This window comes from Brevundimonas sp. PWP3-1b1 (genome assembly GCF_049896065.1).
In the GTDB taxonomy this organism is placed as follows: Bacteria; Pseudomonadota; Alphaproteobacteria; order Caulobacterales; family Caulobacteraceae; genus Brevundimonas; species Brevundimonas intermedia_B.
Genome location: NZ_JAFCTO010000001.1, coordinates 496,097 through 518,917 on the forward strand (window position 1 = coordinate 496,097; position 22,821 = coordinate 518,917).

Consider the following 22,821-nt stretch of genomic DNA (forward strand, 5'->3'; position numbering starts at 1 on the left):
GCTCCAAACGACAGGCAGTCAAAACGAGAACTGTATCAACCGCCCCCTAAACACAAGCTGAACATCGATAGGACGACGAAGCTCCGCTTTACGTCCCTCAGTTACAGGTTCAGCAGCGCCGGATCCCCGCCCTGCGCGGCGATATTGACGCTGATGGCCTTCTCGGCCGCATAACGGATCAGGCTGTTCGGCCCGCCCGCCTTGGGCCCCGTGCCAGACAGGCCTTCGCCGCCGAAAGGTTGGACGCCGACGACCGCGCCGGTGATCGAGCGGTTGACGTAGACGTTGCCGGCGGGGACCTGGTCGACGACCTCGGCGGCGAAGGCCTCGATGCGGCTATGGATGCCAAGTGTCAGGCCGTAGCCGCGCGCGGCGAGCTTGCCGGCGACCGCCTTAAGGTCGGACGGAGCGTAGCGGTAGATGTGCAGGATGGGGCCGAAGACTTCGCGTTCAAGGAAGTCGGGCGTGGGGATTTCGGCGATGGTGGGGGCGAACAGGTCGCCCTTGTCCGAGCCCAGCGGCAGGTCGGCGCGGGCGATGATCTTGGCGTCGCGGGACAGGCGTTCGACGTGGGCCTCCAGGGCGCGGCGGGACTCGGTGTCGATGACGGGGCCGATGTCGGTCTTCGGATCGGCGGGGTCGTCGACGGTCTGGACGGCCAGGGCGCCCTTCAGGCCCTCGATCAGGGCGTCGGCCGAATCCTTGGGCACGTAGAGGACGCGCAGGGCCGAGCAGCGCTGGCCGGCCGAGCCAAAGGCCGACTGGATCACGTCGTCGATCACCTGTTCCTTCAGCGCCGTGGTGTCGATGAACATGCCGTTCAAACCGCCCGTTTCGGCGATGAAGGGGATTATGGCGCCGGGGCGGGCGGCGATCGACCGGTTGATGGCGGCGGCCGTGTCGGTTCCGCCGGTGAAGGCCACGCCGTCGATTCCGGGGTGGGCGACCAGGGCCGCGCCGACCGTCTCGCCACGACCCGGGACCAGGGCCAGCAGGTCAGGGTTCAGACCGGCCTTGTGATACAGACGCACGGCCTCGGCGGCGATCAGCGGCGTCTGTTCGGCGGGCTTGGCCAGTACGGCGTTGCCGGCGGCGAGGGCCGCGGCGATCTGGCCGGTGAAGATGGCTAGGGGGAAGTTCCACGGCGAGATGCAGGCGAAGACGCCGCGCCCATGCAGGAACAGCTGGTTGGTCTCGCCGGTCGGGCCCTTCAGGGTCTGGGGGGCGGTGAAGTTGCGTTCGGCCAGCAGGGCGTAATAGCGGCAGAAGTCGGCGGCTTCACGCACCTCGGCGACGCCGTCGTTCAGGGTCTTGCCCGCCTCTCGGCTGAGCAGGGCGACCAGGCGGTCCAGATCGGCTTCAAGCGCATCGGCCATGGCGCGAAGAACGACGGCGCGCTTGGCGCCGCCTTGGCGATCCCATTGAATCTGGGCATGGGCGGCGGTCTCGACGGCGGCGTCGATGTCGGCGGCCTCCGCTTCCGACACATGCCCCAGCACCTGCGATCGGTCGAACGGATTGGTCACGGCGTGGGCGTCGATCCCGGCGCGCAGCTTGCTACCGACGATGGGGCCGGAGGTCAGTTTTTCACGATCGACCAGCTCCAGCGCTTTAACGTGGGCTTCGCGGTCGGCGGCCTGGGAGTAATCGCGGCCGAGGGAGTTCTGACGATCGCCGTACATGTCTTGCGGAACCGGAATCTTGGGGTGACGATCGGGCGCTTGCTCGACCAAGGAGATGGGATCGGCCGCGACGGCCGAGGCGGGCACGCGTTCGTCCAGCAGGGCGTGGACGAAGGAGGAGTTGGCGCCGTTTTCCAGCAGGCGCCGGACCAAATAGGGCAGCAGCTCCTCGTGTCCGCCGACGGGGGCATAGGCGCGGACGATGACGGTTTCATCGGCCCAGGCTTCATGTGCGGCGTCGTACAGGGCTTCGCCCATGCCGTGCAGGCGCTGGTGCTCGACCGTCACGCCCTGATCACGCGCCATGCGACGCACGGCTGCCAGGGTGTGGGCGTTGTGGCTGGCGAACTGGGAATAAATCGCCGGCGCCGCCTCGATCATCGCGCGGGCACAGACAAGGTAATTCAGGTCGGTCGCCGCCTTGGTCGTATATACCGGATAGTCGGTGCGCCCGAACACCTGGGCGCGCTTGATCTCGGTGTCCCAATAGGCGCCCTTGACCAGGCGCACCATCAGACGACGGCCCGAACGTCGGGCGAGGTCGGCAACCCGTTCGATCGTCTCCAGACCGCGCTTCTGATAGGCCTGAACCGCCAGACCCAGGCCGGTCCAGCCGCCCAGGCTGGGCTCATGCGCCAGCCGGTCCAGCAGTTTCAGCGACAGGGCCAGACGGTCCGCCTCCTCGGCGTCCATCGTATAGTTGATGTCGTACTTTGCCGCGATCTGGGCCAGGCGCAGGATACGGGGATACAGGGTCGCCCACACGTCGTCCTCGTGCGTCGCCTCATAGCGGGGCGACAGGGCCGACAGTTTCACCGACACGCCGTGACCGTGCTCGGGGCCTTGGCCTTTCGAGGTCTTGCCGACGGCCTCGATGGCGTCGGCGTAGATCTTCTCGTAGCGGTCAGCGTCGGCGACGGTGCGGGCGCCCTCGCCCAGCATGTCGAAGCTGCACAGCCAGCCTTCCTTGTTCGACCGCTTCAAGGCGCCCTGGATGGTGCGGCCGACGACGAACTGCTCGCCCATGATCTTGACGGCGGTGGCCACCGCCTGGCGGATGACCGGCTCGCCCAGTCGCCCGGCGATCCGTTTCAGGAAGCCGGGCAGGTCGCTGCGCGCCTCGTCGTCCACATCGACCAGCTTGCCGGTCAGCATCAGGCCCCAGGTCGAGGCGTTGACGAACAGGCTGTCGGACTGGCCCAAGTGCGCGGCCCAATCGGCCGAGCCGATTTTCTCGGCGATCAGTCGATCACGCGTCTCCTCGTCCGGCACGCGCAGCAGGGCCTCGGCCAAACACATCAGGGCCAGACCCTCGCGGGTGCCCAGGCTGAACTGCTGAAGGAAGCTCTCGACCACCCCCTGCTTCTTCTGGCTGCGCCGGGCGTGTTCGACCAGGGCTGTGGCTTCCGCGACCACGGCGGCGCGCTCAGCGGCGTCCAGTGGCATGCGGGCCAGGTTGGCGGCGACGGCTTCACGCTCATCGCGGAACTTGTGCGCGTCCAGACCGTCCCAGGCGGCCAGGCTCGAAGGCGTGAAGGCGGGAGTGGTCATCGGCGACAAATCCTGTGGATTTCAGGCGTATATGCCGGAGTTCATTGAAGGTGCTTCGTATGATACGAACCCACGCCGAAGATCGTTCGGTTCAGAGACCTGATTTCCGATGATCGACATCGACGCCGTCGACCGCCGCATCCTCAGGGTGCTCCAAACCGACGCCCGCATCTCCAACGCCGAGTTGGCGCGGCGCTGCAACCTGTCGCCCGCCGCCTGTTTCGAACGGGTCAAACGGCTGCGCGAAAAGAAGATCATCACCGGCTACGCCGCCATGATCGACCCGGCCCAAGTCGGCCGCGACCTGCTGATCTTCGTCGAGGTCCTTCTGGACCGCACCACCGGCGACGTCTTCGAAGCCTTCGCCGCCGCCGTCCGTAGCCAGCCCGAGGTGCTGGAATGCCATATGGTCGCCGGCGGCTTCGACTATCTGATCAAGGCCCGGATCGGCGACATGGACGCCTACCGCGCCTTCTTGGGCGATGTGCTGGTGCGGATGCCGGGGGTGCGGGAAACGCGGACCTATGCGGTGCTGGAAGAGGTAAAATCAACGACGGTGCTGCCGCTGTAACGCGCGATCAGCCGCGCCCAAAACAACCTCAGCGTTATTTTCCACAATGATGGATTTGGACCACTCGGCAAACTAAAGACGCGTCCTACTGGACTTGCACAATCCAATCGGAGCAGCTTTGACCATGGCGATGATTTATCCGGTTATCATGTGCGGCGGGGCCGGCACGCGGCTCTGGCCCGCCTCTCGGCCCTCGCGGCCCAAGCAGTTCATTCCGCTGGCTGGCAATCGGTCCCTTTTTCAAGACGCGGTTGAGCGCGCCCTTCCGCTCATGGAGCTGGGCGGCGAACTGATCGTCGTGGGGGGAGCGCAACATAGTCTGGAAATTCTGGCTCAACTGGACGAGGTCGGTGCGACCGCCACCATCTTCCTGGAGCCCGAAGGCCGCGATTCCGCCGCCGCAATGGCTGTCGCAGCCCTGTGGACCGCCCAACAGCACCCGGAAGCCGTCAATCTCTTCGTCGCCTCCGACCACCACATTCCTGACCACGGCGCATTTCACGCAGCAGTGCAGGAAGCCGCCGCAGCTGCAGACAAAGGCCGCATCGTCACCCTCGGAGTCGTGCCCACAGAACCGTCCTCCGCCTATGGCTACATCGAACCGTCCGGTGCGGGCCTCACGGACGTCGCGGCCTTCGTCGAAAAGCCCGACGCCCTCACGGCCGAACGCCACATCCACAACGGCTATCTGTGGAACAGCGGCAACTTCATCGTGCGTGCTGGTGTGCTGATCGAGGAACTGTCCCAACAGGCGCCCGCAGTCCTGACAGCCGCTAGGGACGCCCTTGAGCATGCCGAATCCAACGGACGGTTCCGGTTGCTCGGGCCGCAGTTCTCCAACGCCCCGAAGATTTCGATCGACTATGCGGTGATGGAAAAGACAAGCCGGGCGTCGGTTCTTCCCGTACGGTTTTCCTGGTCCGACCTGGGGGCCTGGGACGCCGTACAGGCCTCCGGCGAAGGCAGCGTCGGGCTACATGTTCTGGAAGACTCGGAGGGTTGCCTGGTGCGCTCATCCGACGGCGTCATGGTCGCGGTTATCGGCCTGCGGGACGTGGGCGTCATCGTGGAACGAGACGCCGTTCTGGTCACCGACCTGAAACGCAGCCAGGATGTCAGGAAGGTCGTCGAACGGATCGGAAAACTGTCGCCGTCGCATCTCGACTTCCCGGCTCCTGCCCCTGAGTCGCTGAAAGGCGGCGCTGAGCGGCTGGCGACATGGTTACGTCAGTCTGCGCTTCCGGTTTGGTGCACGTTGGGACAGGCGACGTCCGGCGAATTCGAACCGCTTCTAAGCATGAGCGGGCGTCGCATCGCGACGTCGCATCGGCTTCAAGTCCAGGCGGCCCAGCTCGAAGCCTACGCCCAAGCCGGGCGCCAGGACTGGTCCGGGCCATGGCGAGACGTGATCGACAAAGGCAAGCCGCACCTGCAATCGTACGGCGACTGTACCGAACACTGGGATCATATCGGTTTGCTTGTCACCTGGGCAGCCATGTTCGCAGCGACAAGCGACCCGTCGGCGGAGCGCGAGGCAACCGCCCTCCGCAACCGTCTTGTGGTTGGTGAAAACGGCTTATCCAACCAAGCGCACTATCTTCTGCCGCTGCTAGAAGGCGCGCTTGCCTGGGCCGAGATAAGCGGCCAACAGGACTGGCGCATCGAAGACCAGATCGTCAGTTTGATGCAAAACGCATCAAACCTCGTTCATTCGACGTCGCCTGGCGACCGATTTTATCAGGCCTGGCTGCTGTCGCGCTACAGCCGATTAACATCCGACACCGACGCCCTCATCGAAGCCCGAAAGTTGTATGCGGCAGGGCTTCAAGGCGTCGACTTGAAACGTGGCGTCGTCGTGGAGGCCGTGAATGATCAAGGCCTCATCCAAAGTGGCCGTGCCCGGCTTTGGTCTCAAACGCAATGGCTCAAGGCGTCACTGATCCTCGCGTCTATGGCCGACGACGGACCATGTGCGGACTCGCTTGAACAGGCAGCATGCGCGCTGCGCGCCGTATGGCTTTTCCTTACGCCTCAAGGCCTCTGGCGCGACGCCATGCTCGAAAGCGGCGACTTTATAGACGAACCATCACCGGCCTTATCGCTCCGCTCGATTATGACGGCTCATATCCAGCTTCGGGAAACGCTGGGGGCCTTGTCCCACAATGGGGACAACGGCCTTCAACTGTCCTGAGCCGCACTCACGGCCCGGCGACGTGATAATCGCCGTCTCGCCTTCGTCATTCGAACCGTCTAGAAGTTCCGCCCTTACTCAACGGCTCAGGGTCCGCCCGCCTCAATGCGCATCGTTCTGGCCACCGACGCCTGGGAACCTCAGGTCAATGGCGTCGTCCGCACCCTGACCCGCACGGTCGCGGAATGCCGCGGCATGGGCCATGAGGTCGAGGTCATCGAGCCCAGCCTGTTCAAGACCATTCCGTGCCCCACCTATCCGGAAATCCGGCTGGCGCTGGGGGCCGAGGAAGAGATCCGCGAGATGCTGCGGGCCTTCGAGCCTGAGGCCGTGCATATCGCCACCGAGGGTCCGATCGGCATCGCCACCCGCCGTATCTGCGTGGAATGGAAACTGCCGTTCACGACCAGCTACCACACCAAATTCCCCGAATATGTCTCGGCCCGTTTCCCGATCCCGGTCCAGGTCGGCTACGCCTATATGAAGTGGTTCCACAAGCCGTCGGGCCGGCTGATGGTGGCGACCCCGACCCTGCGCGACGAGCTGGTCGAACACGGGTTCAAGAATGTCTCGCCCTGGTCGCGCGGCGTGGATACGGATGTCTTCAACCCCGAACTGGAACGCATCTACGACGAGCTCGGGGGAAAGGACTGGTCCCGGCCCTTCTTCCTTAATGTGGGCCGTGTGGCGGTCGAGAAGAACATCGAATCCTTCCTTCAGCTCGATCTGCCCGGCACCAAGATCGTCGTCGGCGACGGGCCCGCTCGTGCGGAGCTGCAGGAGAAATATCCCGAGGCCAAGTTCTTGGGCGCCCGTTTTGGCGACGAACTGGCCCGCTGCTTCCGCGACGCCGATGTGTTCGTCTTCCCCAGCTGGACCGACACCTTCGGCCTGGTGATCCTGGAAGCCATGGCCGCCGGCACGCCCGTCGCCGCCTATCCGGCCCACGGCCCGATCGACATCATCCCCGGCTCGAACGCTGGAGCTATCGACAAGGACCTCAGGACCGCTTGCCTGGAGTGCCTCGAACTCGACCGCAAGGTCGTGCGCGCCTATGCGGAGAAGTTCAGCTGGCGCGCCTCAGCCGATCAGTTCGTCGAGAACCTGCAGCCCTATCCCGAGCCGGAGCGCGGCCGTTTCTGGCGCCGCCTGCGCCGCATCGCCCGTATTCGCAAGCGCGCCGCCGCCTGAGCCGCACAAAATGCTCAAGCCCCGGCAGGACCTGCACCCGAATACGGCGGACTATGAAAACCTGGCTTTCGTGAAGCCGACCGGTTTCCGCGAATATGATGCACGCTGGATCCTGGAAAAAGAGATCAACCTCCTCGGCATCCAGGCCCTGGGCCTCGGCCTGGCGACCTATGTCCACGAAATCGGCGTGCCGCCGAAGATCGTCACCGGCCATGATTTCCGCGGCTACAGCCTCAGCGTCAAACAGGCCCTGATCCTGGGCCTACTGGAAGGCGGGATGGAGGTTCTGGACGTCGGCCTGGCCCTGTCCCCCATGGCCTATTTCGGCCAGTTCGAACTGGACGCGTCCTGCGTGGCCATGGTCACCGCCAGCCATAACGAGAACGGCTGGACAGGCGTGAAGATGGGGGCGAACAAGCCCCTGACCTTCGGCCCCGAAGAGATGAGCCGGCTGAAAGAGATCGTACTGAACGGCGAAGGCGTGGCCCGGCCGGGCGGTAAACTGATCCGTGTCGAGGACTTCCGCGAGACCTATGTCGCCGACGTCGCCTCCAAGGTGCAGATCAAGCGGCCGCTGAAGGTGGTCTGCGCCTGCGGCAACGGCACGGCCGGCGCCTTCGCTCCGGACGCTCTGCGTCGGATGGGCGTCGAGGTGATCGAGATGGACACCGACCTCGACTACACCTTCCCGAAGTACAATCCGAACCCGGAAGATCACGCCATGCTGGTGCAGATGGCCCGGCGGGTGCGTGAGACCGGCGCCGACCTGGCCCTGGGCTTCGACGGCGACGGCGACCGCTGCGGCGTGGTGGACGACACGGGCGAGGAAATCTTCGCCGACAAGATCGGTCTGATGCTGGCCCGCGACCTGTCCAAGGTCTATCCGGACAGCACCTTCGTCGTCGATGTGAAGTCGACCGGCCTCTACAAGACCGACGAGATCCTGAAGGCCAACGGCGCCGAGGTGGTCTACTGGAAGACGGGCCACTCCTACATCAAGCGCAAGACCGCCGAACTGGGCGCCCTGGCCGGATTCGAGAAATCGGGCCACTTCTTCATGGCCGGCGATCTGGGCCACGGCTACGACGACGGCCTGGTCGCGGCCGGCGCCGTCCTGGCCATGCTGGATCGCAATCCGGGCAAGAAGCTGAGCGAGCTGAAGTCGGCCCTCCCCGACGCCTGGACCAGCCTGACCATGTCGCCCCATTGCGACGACGAACTGAAGTACGGCGTGCTGGAGCGGATCGTGAAGGAATATTCCGATCTGGCCGCAGCCGGCGGCGAAATCCTGGGCCGCAAAATCCTTGAGGCCATCACCGTCAACGGCGTGCGGGTGCATCTGGAAGACGGATCGTGGGTTCTGGTCCGCGCCTCGTCGAACAAGCCGGAACTAGTGGTCGTGGTCGAGAGCATGCGGTCGGAAGACGACATGCGCGATCTCTTCCGCAAGGAGATCAAACCCCGCCTTGCCGCCTACCCGGAAATCGGCGCCTTCAACCAGGAAATCTGAAAGATCACAGAGGGCTGAACCAATCGGCCCCGTGACCGCTTCCTCCCTCGGCTGCTGCCAGGAGGAAAGATTGCCGCGATACTTTTTCCATACCCAAAATGGCGACTGCATTCGCGACGACCAGGGCGAGGAGCTGAAGAGCGTCGATGCCGCCAGAGAGGAAGCGGTCGCCGTTCTGGGCGAAATCCTGCGTTATCGTGGGGCTTCCTTCTGGACGACCCGCGCCTTCAGCGTCATCGTCACGGATGCGGACGGCCAGACGGTCGTCAGCGTCACCGCAGCCGCTTCCGATGATGCGCCTGACGGGTGGAGCCTGGTGGAAAGCGCCCAATGAGCAGACTTCAAGCCACGCCCAAGATCACGACGCTGGTCGAGAAACTGTCTCTGCGCGACCGCATCTCTCGCGAAGAGATCGGGGCCCTGCAGAAAGCGCTGGAGCCGCCCAAGACGGTCGCCGCCGGTTCGGACATCGTGCGGGAACATAGCCGACCGCTACACAGCACCCTTCTGATCTCCGGCTTTTCCGCCCGCTATTCCACGCTGGAAGACGGCGCGCGCCAGATCACCGAGATCAATGTGTCGGGCGACTTCATCGACCTGCACAGCCTGCTGATGAAGCAGATGGACCATGGAGTCGTCGCCCTGACGGAGTGCGTCATCGCCGAGGCGCCCCATAGCGGCCTGATCGATATCACCGAGCGCCATCCGCACCTGACGCGTCTGCTGTGGCTGGACACCATCATCGACGCCGCCGTCCACCGCCAATGGCTTGTCGCCATGGGTCGGCGCAGCGGCCTGGGTCATCTGGCCCATCTGGTATGCGAGCTCTATCTGCGTCTTCAGGCCGTCGGCCAGACCGGCGACATGACGTTCAATCTGCCGCTGACGCAGGCCGTCCTGGGCGACGCCTTGGGCCTGTCGACAGTCCATGTCAGTCGCCTGATCTCGGAGCTGCGCGGCGAAGGCGTTATCAACTGGTCGAACGGTCAGATCGACATCCTCGACTGGCGCCGACTGGCCGAGATCGCCGAGTTCGATCCGACCTATCTAAGACTTCAAAGCGACCCCGTTTGACCGCTTAACGCATGTTATCGCGTAAAACGCCGTTTGGCGGTCTAGACGATGCATGTCCACGTCGAACCTCGCGCGATCCCTGCTTTCCCTGCTAGCGGTGCAGGGATTGGATGAAGGCGACGCCTTCGACGCCGCGCCCGGCGAGCGCACCGCCCTGACGCGTGATGGCGAACCGCTGGTGACCTTCATTCTCGACGGCGTCGCCGCACGCATCGGACCCGATGAGACACTGTCGCGCGGCTTGGCCTCAAGGGACGATCTGATCAATTTCGACGCGGTGCTGGGGCGGGGCGAAAAGGAAGTCGCCTTGTGGCTGACGGCGGGACGGTTCCTGACGGTGCCGGCGCGACGACTGGTCCAGCGCATCGATCGCGACACCCTGGTCGAGGCGACCCTGACCGACCTTCGTCAACGCAACGCTGCTCTTCAGGCCGAGCTGGGGCGTCATGCCGACCTAAAGGTGACCCAACGTTTGGCCGCCCTCATCCTTGACGTTCACGACCAGGGCGGCGGCGACACGGTGTCCCTGCGCCAGAGCGACCTGGCCGACCTGATGGCGGTGCGGCGCGCCAGCGTCTCGACCGCCTGCACCGAACTGTGTGCGGCCGGCGCGCTGCGCCTGCGCCGCGGCGCGATCCAGATCGCCGATGTGGAAGCCCTGCGCGAGACGGCGGTCGCGCCTCACTCCACCGTGACGGACTTGGCCAGGTTGCGGGGCTGATCCACGTCGGTGCCCTTCTGAACGGCGGTGTAATAGGCCAGCAGCTGGACCGGCACCGCATAGACCAAGGGCGCGATCAGGGGGTGACAGTCCGGAGCATGGATGCGGCGGATGCCGGCGCCGTGCGGATCGGGGGCCTTCTCCGGCGCGATCATGATGACCGGACCGCCGCGCGCGGCGACTTCCTGCAGGTTCGAAGCGGTCTTTTCGAACACCTCGTCCAGAGGGGCCAGGGCGATGGTCGGCGTCTCTTCGTCGATCAGTGCGATGGGGCCGTGCTTCAGTTCGCCGGCGGCATAGCCCTCGGCGTGGATATAGCTGATCTCCTTCAGCTTAAGCGCCCCCTCCATGGCCAGGGGGAACATGGCGCCCCGGCCCAGGAACAGGACGTCGTCGGCCTTGGCCAGGTCCTGAACCACCGCGCGGATGCTGTCGCCCATGGTCAGGGCCTCGGCGATCAGGCGCGGGCTTTCGAACAGGGCCTTGACCAGTTCGGCCTCCCGGACCGCATCGATCCGCCCGCGCGCCACGCCCGCCGCGACGGCCAGGGCCAGCAGGGCCGCGACCTGGGCCGTGAAGGCCTTGGTCGAGGCGACGCCGATTTCAGGGCCGGCGTGGGTGGGCCACAGCACGGCCGCTTCGCGCGCCATGGACGAGGAATGGACGTTGACGACGGCGGCGGTGTTCAACCCTTGCGCCTTGCACCAGGTCAGGCTGGCCAGAGTGTCGGCGGTCTCGCCCGACTGGCTGACGGCGACCGCCAGGGTCTTTTGCGTCACCGCCGGCGAGCGATAGCGGAACTCGGAGGCGATCTCGACGTCGCAGGGCAGGCCCGCCAGCTTCTCGAACGCATAACGGCCGATTTGACCGGCGTAGAAGGCGGTGCCGCAGGCGACGATCTGGATGCGGTCGATGGCGGCGAAATCGACGGTATTGGTCTTGGCCGTGCCCGTCACCAGGTCGAGATATTCCGACAGGGTATGCTGGACGCTGTCGGGCTGTTCATGGATCTCCTTTTCCATGAAGTGGCGGTACTCGCCCTTTTCGACCATCGCAGAGGAGGCCGAGACCTGGACCACCGCACGATCGACCGGCTTTCCGGTCACGTCGAACATCTGGGCGCCGGCCTTGGTCACGGCGACGTAATCGCCCTCTTCCAGATAGGAAATCTTCTGCGTGAACGGACCGACGGCCAGAGCGTCTGAACCCAGATACATCTCGTCCTCGCCCCAGCCGACCACCAGCGGGCTGCCGCGCCGGGCGCCCAGGATCAGGTCGTCCGTCCCGTCGATCAGCACCGCCAGGGCATAGGCGCCGGTCAGGCGGTCCAGGGTGATCTTGAAAGCTTCCAGAGGGCTGCGGCCCGTGTTCAGTTCGGCGTCCAGCAGATGGGCGATGACCTCGGTGTCGGTCTGGCTTTCGAAGACATGGCCTTCTGCGGCCAGCTCGGCCTTCAGCTCGGCGAAGTTCTCGATGATGCCGTTGTGGACCAGGGTGACGCGGCCGGCCTTGTGCGGGTGGGCGTTGGCGGTCGTGGGCGCGCCGTGGGTGGCCCAACGGGTATGGCCGATGCCGACCGTCGCCGTCATCGGCTCCTCGGCCAGAACGGCTTCCAGATTGCGGATCTTGCCCTGGGCCCGGCGACGCTCGACCGCGCCATCGACCACGGCGGCGACGCCGGCCGAGTCATAGCCGCGGTATTCCAGCCGCTTCAGGCTGTCGATCAGCCGGGGAACGACAGGTCCGTTGCCGGTGACGCCGATGATGCCGCACATAAGCGAAGGCTCCGAGAGGTCAGGGAAAGGGGCGCCGCTTTGCACTGGCGGCGATCCGGGGCTAAGCCACACATCAAGCCCCACCGGCCGTCTATGCAATCTTAAGACGGGCTGCATCAAAAAAGGGGTTTCGGAACGTTACCCGAAACAAAGGACCAGGCCTTGGGCGACAGAAAATACTTCGGCACCGACGGCATTCGCGGGCGCGCCAACACCTATCCGATGACGGCCGAGGTCGCGCTGCGCGTGGGCCTAGCCGCCGGGAAACTGTTCCGCACCGACGACGACCGCCGCCATCTGGTGGTGATCGGCAAGGACACGCGCCTGTCCGGCTACACGATCGAGCCGGCCCTGGTCGCCGGCTTTGCGTCGGTCGGCATGGACGTGCGCACCTTCGGTCCCGTCCCCACGCCGGGCGTGGCCATGCTGACCCGCTCGATGCGGGCCGACCTGGGCGTGATGATCTCGGCCTCGCACAACGACTATGCCGATAACGGGATCAAGCTGTTCGGGCCGGACGGTTACAAGCTGTCGGATGAGATCGAGCTGAAGATCGAGGCCATGATGGACCAGGGCCTGGACCAGGGTCTGGCGCCGTCGAACAAGCTGGGGCGGGTCAAGCGGATCGACGATGCTCAAGCCCGCTATATCGAGATCGCCAAACAGGCCTTTCCCAAGCGGCTGACGCTGCAGGGCCTGCGCATCGCCGTCGATTGCGCAAACGGCGCCGGATATAAGGTCGCGCCCACCACCCTGTTCGAACTGGGCGCCGAGGTCTTCCCCGTCGGGGTGACGCCGAACGGGACCAACATCAACGCCGAATGCGGCTCGACCCATCCGGCGACCCTGGTCGATGCGGTCAAACGCTACCGCGCCGACATCGGCATCGCCCTGGACGGCGACGCCGACCGGCTGATCATCTGTGACGAAAAGGGCCAGGTCGTGGACGGGGACCAGATCATGGCCCTGGTCGGGCTGGACTGGGCCAGACGCGGCCTGCTGACCGGCGGCGGCGTGGTGGCCACCGTCATGTCCAATCTGGGGCTTGAACGGAAGCTGAAGTCAGAAGGCCTGACGCTGGAGCGGACCAAGGTCGGCGACCGATACGTCATGGAGCGGATGCGCGAGGGCGGCTTCAATATCGGCGGCGAACAGTCGGGCCACATCATCCTGCATGACCACGCCACCACCGGCGATGGCCTGATGGCGGCGCTGCAGGTGCTGGCGGTGCTGGTCGAATCCGGCAAGCCGATGAGCGAACTGGCCCGTCAGTTCGACCCGGTGCCTCAGCGGCTTGAGAACGTCCGATTCACCGCCGAAAAGCCGCTGGAAACCGATACGGTCAAGGCCGCAATCGCTGAGGCCGAGGCGGCGCTGAACGGTCAGGGGCGGCTGCTGGTGCGGCCGTCGGGCACCGAGAAGCTGATCCGCGTCATGGCCGAGGGCGACGACGAGGCGCTGGTGAAACGCGTGGTGGCCGAAGTTGCAGAGGCTGTGAAAACAGCAGGGTGAGACCCACAACACAATATACGCCCCTATGCGGCGTGTGCATGCACCTTCACGGTTCACAACCTCTGAGTTTACGGTAGACTCTTCCTATGCGGTCTGATCTGGAACATCTGCCGGAGCGTCAGCAGCGTGAACTTCGACGCGTTCGCGACATCCTGCTTACCGGATTTGAAGCGGCCAGGACCAGCGGCGGCGGTGCCAACTCCGGTTGGAGACGCGGCGGCCAGATCCTAAAGATCATCCTGTTCGGATCGTACGCACGGATGGACTGGGTCGACGAGCCAGAGAATGGCTATCTCTCGGACTTTGACCTCCTGATCGTGGTCAACCACGAGAAGCTCACCAACATCGCCGACTACTGGTGGAGCTCTGAGGATCAAATCCTTCGCGACCCGGCCATCGGCCGCACCGTCAATCTGATCGTCCACGATCTTCAGGAGATGAACGAAGCCCTGCGGCGCGGCGAGTACTTCTGGACCGACATCGTCCGCGACGGCATCGCCCTTTACGAAGTTCCCGGCCATCCCTCCGCGACGCCGCAGCCGATGACAGCGCAGGCCGCTACCGAAATGGCAGATCGCCATTTTAAAGCTAAGGCGGCAGACCTCAGGCGGTGGATCGATACGGCTGAATATCAAACTGAAAGGGCTGGCACGGACGAAGGCTTCCGCAAGCTAGCCGCCTTCAGCTTGCATCAGGCGGTGGAGACCGCCTACGCCTGCTTCCTCTTGGTCCACACCTTCTATTTTCCGCGCTCGCACAACATTAAGTTCCTCCGCTCGCTAGCCGAGGACGTGAACACCAGCCTGGTCGAGGCCTGGCCGCGTGAAAGCCGTTTCGATCGTCGCCGGTTCGAACTGCTGAAGAGGGCCTACGTCGAAGCGCGCTACAGCGACCAATATGATGCCTCGGCTGAAGACCTGGAATGGCTGATGGCCCGGGCTCGGCATCTACGCGATCGGGTCGCCGAACTCAGCAAGGCGCGCATTGAAAACCTCAGGATGAAGGTCGAGAGCGCCGGATAGGTCGTCAACCTTGGGAGACGCAGATGCAAATAGGGCAGTCGAATACGAAAATCGGCTTCTGAATCGAAAGGAAGCGTCGCGTGAACTCGCCGCCTTGGGCATTCAACTCGCTCCGTCCACGCTAGCGAAAATGCTGTGCCTGGGGTTGGACGGTCCGCCCTATATTCACCTTCGAAAACGGCCCTACTATCCGAGACGTCAGCTTCGGGCCTGGGCCAAGCTGCAAGTCAGCGCGCTGCGGTCTTCATCGCGCGAGCCGCGCCTCACGCAGGGGTCGAAGGAGGACGATGCCTAAAGCTCCAGTCCCACACACCGGCCACGCTCTCCGAACCGAAACTCCACCTGCCCTGCCTGCAGAACCCCGGTGAGACCCTGGCCACGACACGCCTCCAGACCCGCTCGCCAAGGCGCCAGGGTGACCACAGTACGGCTTTCGACCGCCGCATAGGTTCGACCGCCCATGTGGACTCTATCGTTGTAGACGCCCGAGAAGAGCTGTCCCTCCTCAGCCTTGACGACTAGCTTCTCGCCCTTTCCAAGTTTCTTGAACTGGGTCTCGATCTCCATCGTCCAGAGGGCGAGCATGTCTTTGTCGGTCAGCTTTGAGCCATCGCCGATCCCCCATCCCTTGCGAATCTCAGCCCGTTCTTGTCCCAACCTCCTGGCTTCATCCGCCATAGCGCCCGCGCCGGGATCTGGCTCGAACCCGCCAGCAACCTTGTCCAGCCAGGTGACGCCGCGCGCCGCGGTCTGCAGGTTGAGAGGCCTGACGTCGAGCACGCGAACTTCGACGTCGGCAGGACCGTGGCGCGCCTGATCCGCCACCAGCGCCCGCGAGACGTAGTCGGATGGAATGGCGAACCGGCCTTCGCCCAGTCGCTCAACCGCACCTTCGCGGCTCATCGCTTCGAGCCGTCGAAGGTGGCGGTTTATGAAAACAGACCGATCTTCGGGCCGGACCGCAAGATGATCGGCTTCAGAGTAAACGCCGTTTCTCAATCGCGCGACCTGGGCGATGGTCTGGTCCGAAGCCCTCTCCCTCCACGGCTTTCCCCGCAATTCGATGACGGCCCGCTCGGGCACGCGATCCAGGATCATGACGCGATCCAATGACGCCAGCCGGACATGCCCCAGACGTCCATCCATGGTCTCGAGCACGAGCAACTGGGCCGCCTTCTTGTGCCATTTGAGCGGCTGAACGCCGGCGTATGCGCCAACGACCACCTCGCCTTCCGAGAGACTCAGCGGTTCAAGGCGATCGGTCTGCCCGCCCCAGAAGCCGCCCCAAATGGCGCGCGTCGCGGCGGCTTCACGCGCCTCCTGTTCACCGACATTCCGCAGGATATCGCGCAGATTTTCAGGGACGGCCCAAAAGCCTTGGCTATCTCGCTGAGCCCATCCGCGACGCTCAAGATGGACCAGACGGCGGAGGGCGTTGGCTCTTTCTCCGCTTTCCAGACCCTCGAGATTGACTTTGCCGTCGCCCTGCCTGCGTAAAAGCGTGTCATCCATCGCCGTCAATCGGTCCGCCGTCAGATCACGGGTGGAGGCCGTCCGGTCGGATCTCGGGCCAAGGATTTCGGTGGCCAGGGCTTCACACCGGCTGCGCAGGCCTTGCGCCGCATAACCGCGGCTGAAGACAAGGTCGCGCCCGTCGTCACATACACCCCGTAAAATGATGTGGAGATGGGGCCGTCCGGTGTCGTAATGAGCCACGGCAAGCCATTCGAGCGGCGTGCCGGTGTCGATCTCAACCTGTTTCATCATCCGACGTGCGAACTGCCTGACGTCCGCGAGCTCTTGTCCATCCTCCGGGTTCACGACGATCCGGTAATGACGGCGGTCATCAGCCCACCGATCGACCTCCGCCTTGGCGTCTGGTCGGTCCTTGTGGGGCCCGAAAAACGCCGCCCTCGCGCCCTCCTCGCCAGCGCCCTCCCGTCCGAAATACCGCACACAGGCTTTGAGGGAGGCGCGCGCGTTCGGTGTCCTCATCACGACCTTGACCTTGACGAACACGCGCCGCGACGGTCCGGCGCCCCGGAAGGCAGGCCGGACCCGCTTCACGGCCGTCTTGGCGGCAAAGTGTCGTGTTCTCGCTCTCAAGGGCATCGACGCCGTCGCACGACCAAGCAGGCCGACGGCCCCGCGGGGATAATGATCTCTGTGCGCCGTCATCGACGGACGAAATGGAAAATCATCAGGATCGTGAGGCATGGCCATGGGGCAACCTGTCATCAGCGACCGCTTTGTCCGCGAACCGTCCACCGGTCGCCGGGAAGCTTTGCGAACAAAATCGCGCCTGTCGCGCCCTGAGTTATTCCCTCGGATTGACGGCGTTTGATCACCCTTGATCAGAGTGCATCGCGATCGATTGTGTTCGGGCCTTACGACTTGGGCGCCTTGCGTCCGCCCACCCCATGCTCATCGCCGCTGCTCATCAGCTTCCCCGTTCGCCTCGGTGCCGCAAGCGATCGAGAATGACCGCTTCACCGCCGAAAAGCCGCTGGAAACCGATACGGTCAAGGCCGCCATCGCTGAGGCCGAGGCGGCGCTGAACGGTCAGGGGCGGCTGCTGGTGCAGCCGTCGGGCACCGAGAAGCTGATCCGCGTCATGGCCGAGGGCGACGACGAGGCGCTGGTGAAACGCGTGGTGGCCGATGTCGCCGGCGCGGTGCGCGCCGCCGGCTGAGGATCGGTCTTCAGGGTTTGCACGCCGCCGGCGGATCGCCGTCGCGTTCCCACAGCTTGCACGACCGGTCGATCTCGCCCTGGATCAGGTCGCAAGGGTTGGCGGCGTTGCAGGGCGGGCGGGTCGCCGGGCTGACCTGGATGCAGCGCTCGACTAGCCGGGCCGAGGCGGCGGCCCCGATGGCTTCACGACACGGAACTTCGCTGACCGGAACGGGCTGAGGCGCCATGTCCGGCCCCTCGGGGATGCTGGCCTGGGGCTCCTCGGCGGGCTTTGCCGGCTCCTTGGCCGGAGCATCCGCCTTGGCAGGCGGAGCGACCGGCGCGGTTTCCGGCTGTAAAGGAACAGCATCGATCACGTCGGGGTTCGACGCCGACTCGCCGGATGCGGGCGTTCCGGGGCCGGAGGGCTGACAGCCGGCCATCAGCACGGCGCAGGCGGCCAGCGAAAGCCATTGGGATCGACGCATCGACTTGTCTCCGGTCAGGACCAACCGGACAAGAATGCCCGCCTGCGACCGAAGGCGAAACCCCCTATCGCTTGATCGCCGCCAGCGCCGCCTTCTGCAGGGCGAACAGTTCGGTGCAGCCGACCTCGGCGAGGGAGAACAGCCGGTCGAACTCGGCGCGCGAGAAACCGCGCTTCTCGCCGGTGGCCTGGACCTCGACGATCTGGCCCGCGCCGGTCAGGACGAAGTTGGAATCGGCCTCGGCCTCGGAGTCCTCTTCATAATCCAGGTCAAGAACGGGCACGCCGTTGCAGATGCCGCACGACACGGCCGCCACCTGGTCCAGGATCGGGTCGGACTTCAGCACGCCCTCGTCGCGCAGATAGTTCAGGGCCGAGGCCATGGCGACCCAGGCGCCGGTGATGGAGGCGGTGCGGGTGCCGCCGTCGGCCTGGATCACGTCGCAGTCCAGCACCACCTGGCGCTCGCCCAAGGCCTTCAGATCGACGACGGCGCGCAGGCTACGGCCGATCAGACGCTGGATCTCCTGCGTCCGGCCCGACTGTTTGCCGGCGGCGGCCTCGCGACGGCCGCGGGTATGGGTGGCGCGGGGCAGCATGCCGTATTCCGCCGTGACCCAGCCCTGGCCCTTGCCGCGCATCCAGCCGGGAATGCTCTCCTCGACCGAGGCCGTCACCAGCACCTTGGTGTGGCCGAAGGTGATCAGGCACGAGCCCTCGGCATAGCGGTTGACGCCGGTCTCGATGGTCACGGGACGCAGTTGGTCGTCGGTGCGTTGCGAATGGCGCATTGAGATGAATCCTTGGAAGCGGGGGCTGCGGTGCTTATCCTGAAACCGTGAGCCTGTATGCCCCCAAAACCCCGCCGTTCGATGGCGCCCAGTCTCTTGCAGGGCTGGCGGGGCTGGACGCACGCGCCCGCGACATCTTCCGCCGCATCGTCGAGAGCTATCTGGAGACGGGCGAGCCGGTCGGATCCAGGACCCTGTCGCTGGGCGGCATCGCCCTGTCCCCGGCCTCGATCCGAAACACCATGCAGGACCTGACCCTGGCGGGACTGCTGGCCGCGCCCCACACCTCGGCGGGGCGTATCCCGACGCACGCCGGCCTGCGTCTGTTCGTCGATGGCCTCTTGGAAGTCGGCGACCTGACGAAAGAGGAGCGGCGCGAGATCGACGGGCGACTGGCGGGGCGCGGCCGGAACTTCGAATCCGCGTTGGACGAGGCGTCCAACCTGTTGTCCGGCCTGGCGGGCGGCGCTGGGGTGGTGTCCAGCCCCGTGCGCGATTCCGGGGTCAAGCACGTCGAGTTCGTGGCCCTGGGCGGGGATCAGGCCCTGGCGGTGATCGTCGCCGACGACGGCACGGTCGAGAACCGGATCATGACCTTGTCGGCGGGTGTCACGCCGTCCACCCTGGTCGAGGCCTCCAACTTCCTCAATGCCCGCCTGCGCGGCCGCCCCTTCGCCGACGCCAAGCGCGAGATGACGCACGAGCTGGAAATCGCCCGGCGCGAGCTGGACCAGACCGCCGCCCGCCTGGTCGAGGACGGATTCGCCGCCTGGTCCGGCGGGCCGGACCGCGAGCGCGCCCTGATCGTGCGTGGACGCGCCAACCTGCTGCAGGACGGCGAGGGGCTGGCGGACCTGGAGCGGGTGCGCGTCCTGTTTGACGACCTGGAGCAGAAGGAACAGCTGATCGGCCTGCTGGACGGCGTCGATGCGGCCCAGGGCGTGCGCATTTTCATTGGCGCGGAAACACGGTTGTTTTCACTTTCGGGTTCCGCCGTGATCGCGGCGCCCTATATGAGCGGCCGACAAAGGGTTCTGGGCGCCATCGGCGTCATAGGGCCCGCAAGACTGAACTACGCCCGTGTCATTCCGTTGGTGGACTATACCGCCCGGGTGCTGGGCCGGATGCTGGACGGGAACGACAAGTGAGCGACAAACCCCTTAACGACGAATTCGACGCCCTGGATGCGGCCGAGACCGACGCCGAACACGGCCTGGACGCCCATCCTTCAGATGATCTGACGCCTCTGGACGCCGTCATCGCCGAGCGCGACGAGTGGAAGGACCGCGCCCTGCGCGTCGCCGCCGAGATGGAGAACCTGAAGCGTCGTTCGGAGACGCAGCAGAACGACGCCCGCGCCTTCGCCATCCAGCGCTTCGCCAAGGACCTGCTGGGCGTGTCCGACAATCTGGAACGCGCGCTCATGGCCGCGCCCAAGGACGCCGAGGGCGCCACCGCCGGTCTGGTGACGGGGCTGGAACTGACCCAGAAGGCCCTGCTTCAGGCCTTCGACAGCAATGGCCTGAAGCGTGTCGCGCCGGAAGCCGGCGAGGCCTTCAACCCGCATCTGCACCAGGCGATGATGGAACAGCCGTCGGACACGGTGCCCGGCGGATCGGTGCTCCAGACCATGCAGTCCGGCTTCGAACTGTTCGGCCGCACTGTCCGTCCCGCCATGGTCGTGGTCGCCGCCAAGGGCTCCGGCGCGCAAGCCCAGAACCCCTACGGCGCCGCGCAGGCGCCCGAGGGTCAGGCCTTCGACGGCAAGGCCTGATGTCAGGACGTGAGTGGTGAGGGGTGAGGGGTGAGCTGCGGTGTCTCCGCAAACCGCTCACCTCTTGCTCACGACTCACTATTCACCAGTTACTCCCCCTCAGAACTGACGCCGCCACGCCCCGATCAGGGCGAACTCGGGCTGTGCGTCCACGACATGGCGCGGCTCGCGGCTGGCCACGGCCTGCAACGTCATGCTGGAGCCGTCCCATAGCCTGCGCTCGCCGCCCAGGATGAAGTCGATCTGACGACCGCTGGGCGTCGCCGAGAAGCTGCGCCGCGAATAGGTCAGCGGGTCGAAATATTCGAGCGGCACATCGGCCAGCAACGCCGAGAAGGTCCCGCTCTCGATCCGCAGCGGCTGCGACAGGGTGAAGCTGATCCGGTCGCACAGCATCGTACAGCCGGTCAGCAGGCCCAACCGCCAGTTCGAACTGATCGCCGCCTGATCCATCGACAGGAACCGCCCCTCGATCCGAGTCGATCCCATACCCGCCTCGCCGATCAGCCGCAGACCCGGCCTCAGCGTCCAGTCGCCGCCAAGCGCATAGAAGCTGGTCCGCGACGGCAGGGCGAAGTCCGACCCGCCGGGCAGGAAGGCGCCCAAGGGCCCAAGCCGTTCTTCCAGGGCGCCGACGCTGAACGACAGGCCGCCCTCGGCGCCCCGCCATCCGATCGCCGCCCGGCTATAGGTCGAGGCGTCCTGCTCGACGCGGCGCAGGGGCATGCGGCGATCGCCGCCGCCGCTTTCGGCCGACACGGTCACGGCGCCGAACCGCATCGCACCGCGCACCGCATGGTCGGCCTGGGCCAGGGATGCATACCCATCGCCGGCCGAGCCTTCGAACGGCGACGCCGCCCCGCCCTTGCCCTGCCAGACAGAGAAGTTCATCCGGCCGGTTTCCAGGTCCAGCATCGCCTCCTGGCGCGGTTCGTCGCCCATCCAAGGCGCATCATAGAGGTCGTGACGCGGCGCCACGGGCTCCGGTGTCGCGCTGGGCTGGGCCGCGATCAGGTTCAGCCGTCCGCCGCCCGGCAGAGCAAGGCTGGTGGTGGCGGTGGTGTTCTGTTCGAAGGGCGCGGCCTGATAGGATCGGCTGGGCGCCGTCGGATAGGCCCCGCCCAACTGCACCGCGAACATCCGGTCATAGGCGTCGTACAGCACCGTGTTCAGCGCGCTCTGGCGCAGGAAGGCGTCGCCGAAGGCCGCGCCGACGAAGCTGCCCGGCTCGCTGATGGTGACGATGGAGCTTCCGTCCGCCATCGGCGTGGAGGTCGTCCCGACCGGTCGGAAGGCGCCGGCCATGTCCAGCAGGCCGCGCCCATAGACGATGTCGGTTCCCGGATCGCCCGCATCACGCGCCGTATCGACCAGGATGGCCAAGGCCGCCCGCGCGGTCAGATTGGGGAAGGCCTGCATCAGCAGCGCCAGGGCGCCCGAAACATGCGGCGCCGAAAAGGAGGTGCCGTTGACCCGCCAGCAGGACGTACCTTCGCAGCCGGTGATGACGTCTTCGCCCGGCGCTGAAATATAACCGGCCGCCGTATCGCCCGCCCGGTTCGAGAAGCTGGACATCACATCGGTCGCGCCATGCGAGCCGACCGCGATCACACTGCCGGCGAAGCGCGGATCGATGGCGTAGCGCGCGGGCCAGCCCGGATTGGCCTCGCCGTCGTTGCCCGACGAGGCCACAATCACTGCGCCCGCGTTGACGGCCCGCAACAGCGCCGCCTCGAACGCCGAGCCCAGCCGACCGTCGCCGCCCAGCGACATGTTGATGATCTTGACCCCGTTGGCGACGGCGTAGTCCAGGGCGCGCACCAGGTCCGAACTGCTGAAACAGACGTCGGTGTTCTCGTCCGTGCAGTCCGAGATGTCGGTGCGGATCGACAGGATCGTCGACTGATAGGCCACGCCGATCGTGCCGAAACCGTTAAAGTTCGAGGCGATGACGCCCGACACCCGCGTGCCGTGGCTGCTCGACGCGACATAGGGGGTGTTGCGGCCCAAAACCACGTCGGTCGAGGCGCTGGAGATCCGCCCTTCAAGCTCGGGCAAGGTGTTGGCGATGCCGGAATCGACAACGGCGACGGTGACGCCTGCCCCGGTCGCCCCGGCCTGCCAGCCGACCTGGGCCTTCATATTGGCCAAGCCATAGTTCCGCAGATATTCGCTCGATGTCACCGAGGGCGGCGGGGGCGGTGGTGGCGGAGGAGGAGGAGGGGGTGGCGGAGGGGGCGGTGGAACAGGGGGCGTGATCGTGCCGCCACCGCCGCCACCGCCGCCTCCCCCGCCG

17 protein-coding genes and 1 pseudogene are annotated in these 22,821 nt (G+C 65.6%); 12 read left to right on the top strand and 6 right to left on the bottom strand.

Annotation, left to right across the window (positions count from 1 at the left end):
- Positions 1–101: 101 nt before the first annotated feature.
- Complete coding sequence (gene putA, locus ACP69V_RS02410) at positions 102–3,233, bottom strand: bifunctional proline dehydrogenase/L-glutamate gamma-semialdehyde dehydrogenase PutA (RefSeq protein WP_426022475.1); 3,132 nt, start codon at positions 3,231–3,233, stop codon at positions 102–104.
- 109 nt (positions 3,234–3,342) lie between these two features.
- Between putA and ACP69V_RS02415 the strand changes: the two genes are divergently transcribed.
- From ACP69V_RS02415 to ACP69V_RS02445, 7 genes are all read left to right on the top strand, one after another.
- Entirely contained in the window at positions 3,343–3,804 is a 462-nt protein-coding gene (locus ACP69V_RS02415; RefSeq protein WP_426022476.1) for an Lrp/AsnC ligand binding domain-containing protein, read from the top strand.
- Positions 3,805–3,928: 124 nt separating this feature from the next.
- The gene (locus tag ACP69V_RS02420; RefSeq protein ID WP_426022477.1) at positions 3,929–5,995 is read left to right on the top strand and encodes a sugar phosphate nucleotidyltransferase; all 2,067 of its coding nucleotides are present in this window, start codon (positions 3,929–3,931) and stop codon (positions 5,993–5,995) included.
- Between the two features lie 105 nt (positions 5,996–6,100).
- Positions 6,101–7,186 carry a glycosyltransferase family 4 protein gene (locus tag ACP69V_RS02425; RefSeq protein WP_426022478.1) on the top strand — a complete coding sequence of 362 codons (1,086 nt, stop codon included), beginning with the start codon at positions 6,101–6,103 and terminating at the stop codon, positions 7,184–7,186.
- Between the two features lie 10 nt (positions 7,187–7,196).
- Complete coding sequence (locus ACP69V_RS02430) at positions 7,197–8,696, top strand: phosphomannomutase/phosphoglucomutase (RefSeq protein ID WP_426022479.1); 1,500 nt, start codon at positions 7,197–7,199, stop codon at positions 8,694–8,696.
- Between the two features lie 70 nt (positions 8,697–8,766).
- The gene (locus ACP69V_RS02435; RefSeq protein WP_426022480.1) at positions 8,767–9,030 is read left to right on the top strand and encodes a DUF6894 family protein; all 264 of its coding nucleotides are present in this window, start codon (positions 8,767–8,769) and stop codon (positions 9,028–9,030) included.
- Positions 9,027–9,770 carry a Crp/Fnr family transcriptional regulator gene (locus ACP69V_RS02440; RefSeq protein WP_426022481.1) on the top strand — a complete coding sequence of 248 codons (744 nt, stop codon included), beginning with the start codon at positions 9,027–9,029 and terminating at the stop codon, positions 9,768–9,770. The genes ACP69V_RS02435 and ACP69V_RS02440 overlap by 4 nt, the downstream gene beginning before the upstream one ends.
- Positions 9,771–9,822: 52 nt before the next feature.
- Complete coding sequence (locus ACP69V_RS02445; RefSeq protein WP_426022482.1) at positions 9,823–10,491, top strand: Crp/Fnr family transcriptional regulator; 669 nt, start codon at positions 9,823–9,825, stop codon at positions 10,489–10,491.
- Here ACP69V_RS02445 and glmS read toward each other — a convergent pair.
- The gene (gene glmS, locus ACP69V_RS02450; protein ID WP_426022483.1) at positions 10,452–12,266 is read right to left on the bottom strand and encodes a glutamine--fructose-6-phosphate transaminase (isomerizing); all 1,815 of its coding nucleotides are present in this window, start codon (positions 12,264–12,266) and stop codon (positions 10,452–10,454) included. The genes ACP69V_RS02445 and glmS overlap by 40 nt on opposite strands.
- A gap of 162 nt (positions 12,267–12,428) precedes the next feature.
- Between glmS and glmM the strand changes: the two genes are divergently transcribed.
- Together glmM and ACP69V_RS02460 are read left to right on the top strand one after the other, a co-directional pair.
- Positions 12,429–13,778, top strand: coding sequence for a phosphoglucosamine mutase (glmM, locus tag ACP69V_RS02455; protein WP_426022484.1), 1,350 nt, complete (start codon positions 12,429–12,431; stop codon positions 13,776–13,778).
- A gap of 86 nt (positions 13,779–13,864) precedes the next feature.
- A complete protein-coding gene (locus ACP69V_RS02460; RefSeq protein WP_426022485.1) occupies positions 13,865–14,800 on the top strand; it encodes a HEPN domain-containing protein in 936 nt (311 codons plus the stop codon).
- A gap of 291 nt (positions 14,801–15,091) precedes the next feature.
- On the opposite strand, the gene ACP69V_RS02465 is transcribed toward ACP69V_RS02460, so the two are convergent.
- On the bottom strand, positions 15,092–17,023 hold the full coding sequence (locus tag ACP69V_RS02465; RefSeq protein WP_426022486.1) for a DUF3363 domain-containing protein: 1,932 nt from the start codon (positions 17,021–17,023) through the stop codon (positions 15,092–15,094).
- 220 nt (positions 17,024–17,243) lie between these two features.
- Between ACP69V_RS02465 and ACP69V_RS02470 the strand changes: the two are divergent.
- Positions 17,244–17,492 (top strand): annotated as a pseudogene (locus ACP69V_RS02470) (phosphoglucosamine mutase); the annotation flags it as partial.
- Positions 17,493–17,502: 10 nt separating this feature from the next.
- On the opposite strand, the gene ACP69V_RS02475 reads toward ACP69V_RS02470, so the two are convergent.
- Together ACP69V_RS02475 and rph are read right to left on the bottom strand one after the other, a co-directional pair.
- Positions 17,503–17,961 (bottom strand): hypothetical protein, encoded by a 459-nt coding sequence (locus ACP69V_RS02475; protein ID WP_426022487.1) that lies wholly within the window; start codon positions 17,959–17,961, stop codon positions 17,503–17,505.
- A 64-nt stretch (positions 17,962–18,025) separates the two neighbouring features.
- Positions 18,026–18,751 (bottom strand): ribonuclease PH, encoded by a 726-nt coding sequence (gene rph, locus ACP69V_RS02480; protein ID WP_426022488.1) that lies wholly within the window; start codon positions 18,749–18,751, stop codon positions 18,026–18,028.
- Between the two features lie 53 nt (positions 18,752–18,804).
- On the opposite strand from rph, the gene hrcA reads away from it, so the two are divergent.
- Positions 18,805–19,899 carry a heat-inducible transcriptional repressor HrcA gene (gene hrcA / locus ACP69V_RS02485; protein ID WP_409717527.1) on the top strand — a complete coding sequence of 365 codons (1,095 nt, stop codon included), beginning with the start codon at positions 18,805–18,807 and terminating at the stop codon, positions 19,897–19,899.
- 32 nt (positions 19,900–19,931) lie between these two features.
- The gene (gene grpE / locus ACP69V_RS02490) at positions 19,932–20,525 is read left to right on the top strand and encodes a nucleotide exchange factor GrpE (RefSeq protein WP_426024021.1); all 594 of its coding nucleotides are present in this window, start codon (positions 19,932–19,934) and stop codon (positions 20,523–20,525) included.
- 99 nt (positions 20,526–20,624) lie between these two features.
- On the opposite strand, the gene ACP69V_RS02495 is transcribed toward grpE, so the two are convergent.
- On the bottom strand, positions 20,625–22,667 hold the full coding sequence (locus tag ACP69V_RS02495) for a S8 family peptidase (protein ID WP_426024022.1): 2,043 nt from the start codon (positions 22,665–22,667) through the stop codon (positions 20,625–20,627).
- Between the last annotated feature and the right edge of the window lie 154 nt (positions 22,668–22,821).